Origin of the sequence: Flavobacterium anseongense, assembly GCF_021608185.1 — a bacterium.
Classification (GTDB): domain Bacteria; phylum Bacteroidota; class Bacteroidia; order Flavobacteriales; family Flavobacteriaceae; genus Flavobacterium; species Flavobacterium anseongense.
Genome location: NZ_JAKIHN010000015.1, coordinates 1 through 8,794, shown reverse-complemented (window position 1 = coordinate 8,794; position 8,794 = coordinate 1). Strand labels below are relative to the sequence as shown.

Here is an 8,794-nt window from a genome sequence, read left to right as displayed (position 1 = left end):
TATAAGAATTTATTGTGGCTAGAGTATAAGCACAAGCAGGGGCACCTACCGGACCTGTTTGTGTAGGCGGATTAGATATAATTGGCGCAGCAGGTGTGGTAAAGGTTCTGGTATTTCCATTATATGGCTGCTCTTCTCCGTTAACAATAGCTGTAGCCTGTACATCATAGGTAGAAGAATGAGCCACATTGGAAGCTAATGTCAAATCGAAATTAGGTGAGCTACTTGTTACATAAGCAACTGACGTTGGTGCATTGGTCTTAGTAACTTTAAACTTATAGCTTACATCAACCCCTGAGTAATCACCTGTGTTGGTAGCATTGTCAGAATCAATTGAAGTCGTCATGGTTGCTAAGGCTCCACTTGGTGTAATAATATCTACTACTACCGGAGCATGACCATTATACAAGCTTCCGTCACAATCGTCATCAATACTATTAAAATCAATCTCTGAAGTAAGAGATACGGTAGCACTTCCTGTTTCAAATGTGCTACTGCTAGTTGTGGTAAGACAAAGAGCATTAGTTACGGTAAGTAGATCTAAAGTAACATCACCACTTGGGTTTACTACAGTTATCGTTTGATCTACACCTGTCAAAGCCAACTGTTGTGTACCTATTTGACCCGTTACAGTATAATCTAGAGTAGATCCTTCTGTTCCATTTACTGTAAAAGTTGCATTCGAACCTGGACAAAAATCTCCTCCATTGCTAACGATAGTAGCTGTTGGAGTATAACAAGCTTTACTAAAATAGACATTGTCTATATACATTTGAAGAGTTCCTGGTTGATTTTGTTCAAATTTCAAACCATAAACACTTGCCAGATTTGCTCCTGTAAATTCAGACAAAGGAATATCTATTGAATTCCATCCTGCTACCAGATTTGTAATATCTCTTCTCTGATCACCATTTGTTAGTAACCAAAAGAAAAGATTAGCGAAAGGTTGATTCACATAAATATCTAAATGTAAATTATTCATTGTGGATACATTTAATCTTCTCTCTCTGTTTGCAGGTGCTGGATCTCCTATATCAATTAATCCAATATAACCTAAATTATCTACTCTTAAAGCAGTGTTTGTTCCATTTGGAACTTCAGTCAAAGTTGCTCCAGCTGTCCAAAACGCCCTTCCGAAATTGTAGTTAGGAGCATTTGTGTAAACCGCTGGTGTACCTGTATACATCGAAATTACACTACTTGGATCTCTAGCTGGAGGTATTGGTGAAGCGCTAGGTAGAACTACTAATGAAGCCGAAGCTGAACCAGGTCCGAATACTCCGGGAACAGCTGCTTGAGTAGCTGTTATAGTAGTGGTACCACCTCCAACAATAGTTACAGTATTACCACTAAATGTCACTACACCAGCAGGACTTGCGCTATAGGTCCAAGCGCCGGAGCTATCTGAAGTCGGATTTGTTAATGTAAAAGGAGCATCACCTAAAACTTTTGGACTTGGAACGGTTAATGTTCCAATAGTTGGAGGAGCATCAGTAGCATCTCTATAGAAATAGATATTATCAAAATAAGCTATTCTTAGAGGGGTTTGTGCTCCCGCTGTATGATCTATCCTAATATTATTAATAGCATTTAATGCAACCCCAAAATTTGACAACGGAATATCAATAGCTGTCCATCCATTAACTGGAGTTGGAAGAGTTACTGTTGTCCCAGTATTATTTAATTTAAATTGTAATGGTGTTTGGTTTACAGAATAAACATCTATATGCAAATGTGTCATTTGTGATACATCCTTGGCAGTAAAAGCAAGTTGCGCATTAGTAAAAGCATTATTCCCATCTGTGTTGAATAATCTTGCCGTATTTCCCGAAAGCGTAACATTGGCATTTTGTGATCCACCCCAAGTTGGAGATGAGGCAACCGTATATACTGAACCAGCATTAGTGTCACTATAATAAGATATTACATCCCAGGAATTTCTCGTTGGTGGATTTGGTGCTGCAGGAGGCGTTACAACTAAAGTAGCTGTAGTGCTTGTTGCACCATAAACTCCTGGTACTGCTGCCTGAGTGGCTGTAATAACAACACTTCCTGTACCCAAAACAGTAACCATATTGCCACTTATACTGGCAACTGTTGATCCACCAGGAACAGAATAAGTCCATGCACCACTACTATTACTAGTTGGTGGTGTTAATTCAAATGGTACATCACCTAAAACTTTTGCAGGAACAGTAAATGCGCCTAAAGTTGGAGGCAATTCAGTAGCAGCTCTGTAGAAATACATATTATCTAAATAAACCGTTTTGCCACCAGTACCCACAATTTTAAATTCTTTCAAAGCTGTTGCAGTAAAACCAGATTGGCTTGTCCAAGCAGTCATCGGAATGTCATAGCTATTCCACTGACCCTGAACTAATGGAGTTAGACTATATGATCTTTCTCCAGTTGTATTGCTTATTTGAAAAAACTGTAAAGAAGTTTCATTAAAGGTCCAAACATCTACATGAAAGTGCGTCATTGCAGAAACATCTACATTACTCCCAAAAACTATCCCTTGATAATTAAGGTTTATAGCTCTCCACAAATCGTCACCTGCTACATTGATAACACTTGCAGAACCTGCTTGTCCCCATCCCGGATTATAATTTCGAGTTCCTGGTACTACTGTATACGATGTTTCACCGCTAAATACTGAATATGCGTCCCAGTAATTTCTAACTGGTGGAGCAGTTGGACCTGCCAGTGGCGTAGTTGAAGCAGTTACAGTTAAAGTAGCTTCTATAAAACCTTGGTCATACACGCCATTTGCGGCCTGAGTAGCTCTAACGACAGCCGTCCCCGGAGCCACTAAAGTTACTGTATTGCCACTTATGTTTGCAACTGTACCATTTCCTGTAGTTATTGAATAAGTCCACGCACCAGCGCTATTACTTGTTGGTGTTCCTAAAGTAAATGGTGCATCACCCATTACTTTTGTTATCGCAGGGAAATTTGTTATTGTAGGTGGTCCTCCTTTATAGAAATAAACATTATCTACATAAAAAGTTCCTGCCCCTGCATAAGGTAAAATCCCAATACTACTAAGAGAAGCTCCAAAACCTGCTGCCCACGCTGTCGAAGGTATATCTAAACTAGTCCAAACACCATTAGGGGTAAGCCTGTTGGAGCTGTTAACTCCATTTATCTGAATCAGCATCTGGGCAGCCTGCGAAGTTGTGCTATAAATATCCATGTGAAGGGTTGTCATTGCACCAGAAGCAACAGCGGTTGTATTTGTAAATGATAAAACTCCATTGTTAGATGATGTATAAAGTCTTGCGGCATTACCTCCAGGGGTAACAGCAGATGAAGAACCATAAGCAGGATTACTAACCCCAACTGTATAAGCATCAGAATAAACACTTACAACATTACTAGCAGTTCTGGCTGGTGGTGTTGGTGCCGCTGGAATATCCAATGGAGTACCTGTAGTTGTTATTGCTCCTGATGTTAAATAATTATAAGTAGAGTTGTTAGACCCATCCCATGTGTAAGGAACAATCAATAAATTATATAATGCACCTGCTGTCAGACTACTTAATGTGGTTGTCAATGCCGGTGCTGCAGGTAAAATAGTATTTCCTACATTAACCAATGTACCTACTCCTGCTGTTGGAGCTGTACCATTGACAGAAGATAAAGTTGGAGTTCCTGTTGAATATATAAGTATATACCCCGCTCTTGTAGCACCACTTGCCGGAAAACTAGCAGCATTCCAATTCGCAACCAAAGAAAGCACACCCGCTGTGGTTGTAAAAGTTGTAGGCTGAGCTGTTGGAGGGTTGGATAGCGTTCTAAAACTGCCTTCAGAACTTATACCGGTTCCCGAAGTATTTGTAGCATAACCAACATAAAAATACTGTTGCTGAGGCGAAAGCCCCGATCTTGAGTGTGAATAAGCACCTGTTGCACCAGTATTAGTTCCATCTGACTGCTGATTATCAGTAGCGACTACTCCTGTAGTGGTTTTATATGATGTACCTCTTACCGTATATACTGGTGACCCCACAGTTAAAACGGAAGCTCCCAAAGTTGCAGAATTATTTGTAATTGTGGTGGCAGTCGGTGAACCTAATGTCGGTGGTGGAAATTCAGAAGTAGTAGTAAAAGTTTGTTGCGTCCCGTAAGTAGTTCCGATAGCATTGGTGGCATAGGCCTTGTAATAATAGGGGGTTGAATAGGCTAACCCTGTCAAGTTGTTCGAAATATTTCCAGTAAAATTGGTAGTCCCTAATTCAACTTGTGTTCCTGTTCCATTAGCAAAACCATTGGTTGTGCTCCAATAAAATCCATAACTGGTTATACTTGAATTGCCATTAGAAGATATATTACCATTTATAGTTGCAGATGTACCGGCTATTGCTGTCGCTGCGGTTGTAGTAAGAGAGGGTGCTACTGGTGCGCAAGTAGTTGCAAAATTTATACCTGAGCCTAAAGGAAAGTCCCATCTTACTTCAACTCCACTTATAATTACAAAAAGAATACCAACATAAAGTGTTGGAGTTGATGCTGCAGTAAATTGAAATGTTAATGTTTTATTACTATTAGTCCATACCGGAGATGCTCCTACATTAACTGGGCCAGGATTAGCACCTATATTTATGTTAGAAGCGTTTGTAACGGTAGTTGGAAAATCTAATATCATTTGATACGTTGTACCACTAACATTTTTACATGTTAAATTAAGTGTATACGAACCACTATGACTTGTAGAACTCCTGGCAGTACCACAGAAAATTTGTGCTGATGCCGTTGAACTCAGCGTTAGAACGATTGCTAGAAAAGCTAACCGAATGAAAGAATCCCCTAAAGCTACTTTCGCGGCTATCGAGAGAAATAATTTTTTAATTTTTTTCATACTAAATAGTTTTGATTCATGTTAATCTGTTATTTTTTTAGGTCAATAAAATTTGTTGGGTTAACAAATATAGATGAGAACTATAATTTAATGTTTTTTAGGCAACTGTATAAAAACCATACAACTGACATGTTACACAACAAATAGCCGTTAAGCCCATTGACGCAAACGTTTTCGCGCTAAAAATTATATTTTTAAACAAGATTTTAATTAGTGTATTTGCAATTTTAAAACAGGATGTTGTAGTGTTGTTGTGTTATTATTTAATTATTTTTCTGTTAGAGTAACAACAAGCCCTTATAACAAGGATTAAAATGCATAGTATTTAGTATAAAAAAAGACATTATATAAAAAAAATGTTAATTTTTTTAAATACTATTAAATATTCACTTACAAAAAAAAGAAGTCAATAATTATGAAATTAGCACTCGTAATTTTTTTTATACAAAATTACTGAAGAAAATCACTAAACAGTATGTCTATTGAATAGGTTTACAAGATACAAATCTTTGGTTTAATTAGAGTAAATACAGAGTAATAAGCGATAGCTAATTGACAAAACAAGCTTAAAGCTCAAAGTATATTATTGATGTGTATAAAAAGTTAACATCATATCAATAAAATGTTCATCCAGACAAATAAAAAAAGGATAAATCATATCCTGATTTATCCTTTTTTTTACATTCTATTAATGCAATACTATTTTTTCTCCAAAGCTTCCAAACGCTTTAAGATAGCTTCATTGGCTTTCAAAAGTTCAGAATTGGCCTTTTTAAGAGCTTCAATTTCTGTTTGCTGTTCTTGTACAGCTTTTATAGTGATAGGTAAAAAATCATTGTAACGAACAGCATACATACCATCAGAGGTGTGCCCTAAAATTCCATTATTGGTTGAACCCGCATTATTAAGTGCAACTTCTAATTCTTGAGCAATAAAGCCATACTCTGTCTTTTTATTAACATCAGCTTTACGATAATACGATACCGGACGTAATGTTTTTATAAACGCTAACCCTAATGGAGAGTCTAAAATATCTGATTTTAATCTTCTATCTGATGAAAAAGACCAACTTGGTGCATTAACATAAGCGCCGCTATAGGCAGCACCTCCACCAATTGTTATTGGATAAGATCCGGCAACAGCAGCAGATCCAATTACAATTTCTCTGGTAGCACTTACAGCGGAGGTTTGAGTATTAGTACCTATCAATACATTATCTGTTCCTGTTGTAAGATTAGAACCTGCACTTTTACCTACAGCGGTATTCCTTGTTGAAGTATTAGCAGCACTTGTTAAAGCACCAGACCCTAATGCTACAGAGTCAGTAATAACACCCGTTTGCATCAATGCACTATAACCAACAGCAACATTATCTCTAGATGCAGCATTATTTATACCTGACAAAGCTAAAGCACCTACTGCTGTGTTGTAAAGAGCAAGAGTAGCATTAGCTGTTAGAGCATTGTAACCCACAGCTGTATTTCCTACTCCACCATTAAGTGCCGCTAAGGCACCACTTCCAACAGCCGTATTTTGATTACCTCCACCAGCATTAAATGTATTAATAGCCAATGCATTATAGCCAATGGCGGTATTGTCAGCTGGTGTATTGTTAGCTGCTAAAGCACTAGTACCCAATGCCGTATTTCTTGCTCCTGTCGAATTGGCTGCTAATGCAGAGGAACCGACAGCGGTATTACCTGTAGCAGAAGTATTGGCTGCTAATGCAGAAGACCCAACAGCGGTATTACCTGTTGCAGTATTCGCTGCCAAAGCACTTGCCCCAAGGGCTGTATTACTAGCTCCAACAAGATTCGCAGTTAATGCTGCATAACCAACCGCTGTATTATTTGCAGCTGAAGCATTCATACCTGCTGCTGCTCCTCTTAGAGCATCATATCCTACTGCGGTATTGTTTGCTGCAATATGGTATCTCAATGCTTGATAACCAACTGCCGTATTTCCTGTTGTAGCAGCATTTAATCGTAACGCACTAAAGCCAACAGCTGTATTTCCTGCTGCTGTTGTATTAGTAAATAAAGCATTACTCCCAACAGCAGTATTAGTAGCACCTGCACCTGTATTGTTTCTTAATGCTTGAAAACCCAATGATGTATTATCAGTACCGGTATTATTGGCTGCCAGTGCCAAATTCCCTACTGCCGTATTATTTGTTGCATTTGTATTTGCTGCGAGTGCACTAATTCCTAGTGCGGTATTTCCTGTAGCAGTATTGAGTGCTAAAGCACTAGTCCCTACAGCTGTATTTCCGGCTCCGCTAATATTGGCTGCTAAAGCACCATTTCCAACTGCAACATTATTAGCCCCTGTAGTATTAGCGAGTAAAGCATTCGTGCCAAAAGCGGTGCTGGTAGTGGCTGCTCCTGCAGGCAATGCACCAACTCCAAAAGAAGTGCTGGTAGCTCCTATTTTACCGGCAGCGGCATTATTTCTTCTAAAGGCAACATCTACATTGGTAGAAGCTCCGGTTCCCATAAAGTTGGTACCATCCACTATGTTAGTATTCCCGAGTATATTCCAATTATTATTAGATAAACCTGTTGCTAACGGTACCCAAACCCCATCCCAATAGTAATAACCGGGAACAACATTGTTTGGAGAAGTACCTGCTGTAGCCGTATTGTAAACCAAAAGAGAGGTTGCTGGTGAAGCAATTGGAGAGGTACCATTATTGGTGGCTTCTAATGCAACATTGGGTATTAAAAGACCACGATCGGTTGCATTGATTTCTAATTTAGCAGAAGCATTTGGTGTGGTACCAATACCAACATCCCCATCGGCTTGAATTCTGACCCTTTCTGTTCCCGCAGTAGCGAATCCTAAATTATCTGTTGCAGGGTTAAACATTCCTGTAGAAGTTTGAGTACCACTAAATGAATAGCTTGGAGTACTAGCCGAACCACTTGTGGTGTAAGATTGTATTTGTCCATTAGCATTAGAAATATTTAATCTATCACTCCCACCTGTTTTTATCCTTAAATCAACAGCATCAGCAGTACCAATGAAATTAGTTCCGGCAGATGTTCCCGAATTTCCGGTTAATGTCCAGTTACTTCCTCCAGAACCTGCTAAAGTTATCCATGACGTACCATTCCAATAGTAATATCCTGCCGGACTAAGTCCTCCTAAACCTGTATTGTAAACTAATAATGAGGTGGCAGGCGAAGCAATTGTTACTGTATCCGTTGAACTTGTCAAACCAATCCTTGGAATTAGTAGTCCACCATCTGTGGAGGTAATATCTAAAATAGAAGAAGCATCCGGTGAAGTTGTACCAATTCCTACTTGTGCATTGACATGTAATAAAAAAAATATTGAAAATATTGAAAATAAAAATGATTTCATGGTTTTATGATTTAATACGTAGTTCTACAGCTAAAAAAAATATCCATAAAAATAATTTTATAGGTAGTGACGTAAATTAAATATTGAAAGTTAAGAAACTAAAGGAAAGAATAAGAAACTTAAAGTATATAATAACTATACAAAAAACATTTAAAGTGAATTAATAAGTATAGCTAGGATTTAATATACTTAATTACTAATATAGAGGATTTTCAACCACTGCAATCATCAAAATAAAGACATGATGTTGTGTTAATGTATTGGTAACTACCCATTCATTTTACAAAAATTACAAGTTAAAATAGCACATTTACTAGTTATTTTGAGGAATAATTAATTCTTTCGTAATAAATAATAAAAAAATAATGCAATATCATATTTACATTCTTGCAATTTAGCAATCCCTTTTATTATTTAAACAATAGAAATATAAAGACTAAGTAGACTAAATTGATACTATTTCTGCGAAATCGGAAAAATCTAAATCTCAAGAAAAGATTCTTTCATTCTCACAATAATTTGGAAAAGTCAGATAATCATAACCAACATTTAGTAACTGACAACCTA

2 protein-coding genes are annotated in these 8,794 nt (G+C 37.6%); both read right to left on the bottom strand.

What is annotated here, in order from left to right:
- The coding region (locus L1S35_RS13115) for a beta strand repeat-containing protein (protein ID WP_370641071.1) at window positions 1-4,861 on the bottom strand (4,861 nt) is incomplete at its 3' end.
- A gap of 699 nt (window positions 4,862-5,560) precedes the next feature.
- Entirely contained in the window at window positions 5,561-8,227 is a 2,667-nt protein-coding gene (locus tag L1S35_RS13110) for a phage tail-like protein (protein ID WP_236401438.1), read from the bottom strand.
- Window positions 8,228-8,794: the final 567 nt, after the last annotated feature.

Excerpts from the sequence above, each read along its gene's own strand:
- L1S35_RS13110 (WP_236401438.1), bottom strand. The coding sequence starts at position 8,227 with ATGAAATCATTTTTATTTTCAATATTTTCAATATTTTTTTTATTACAT.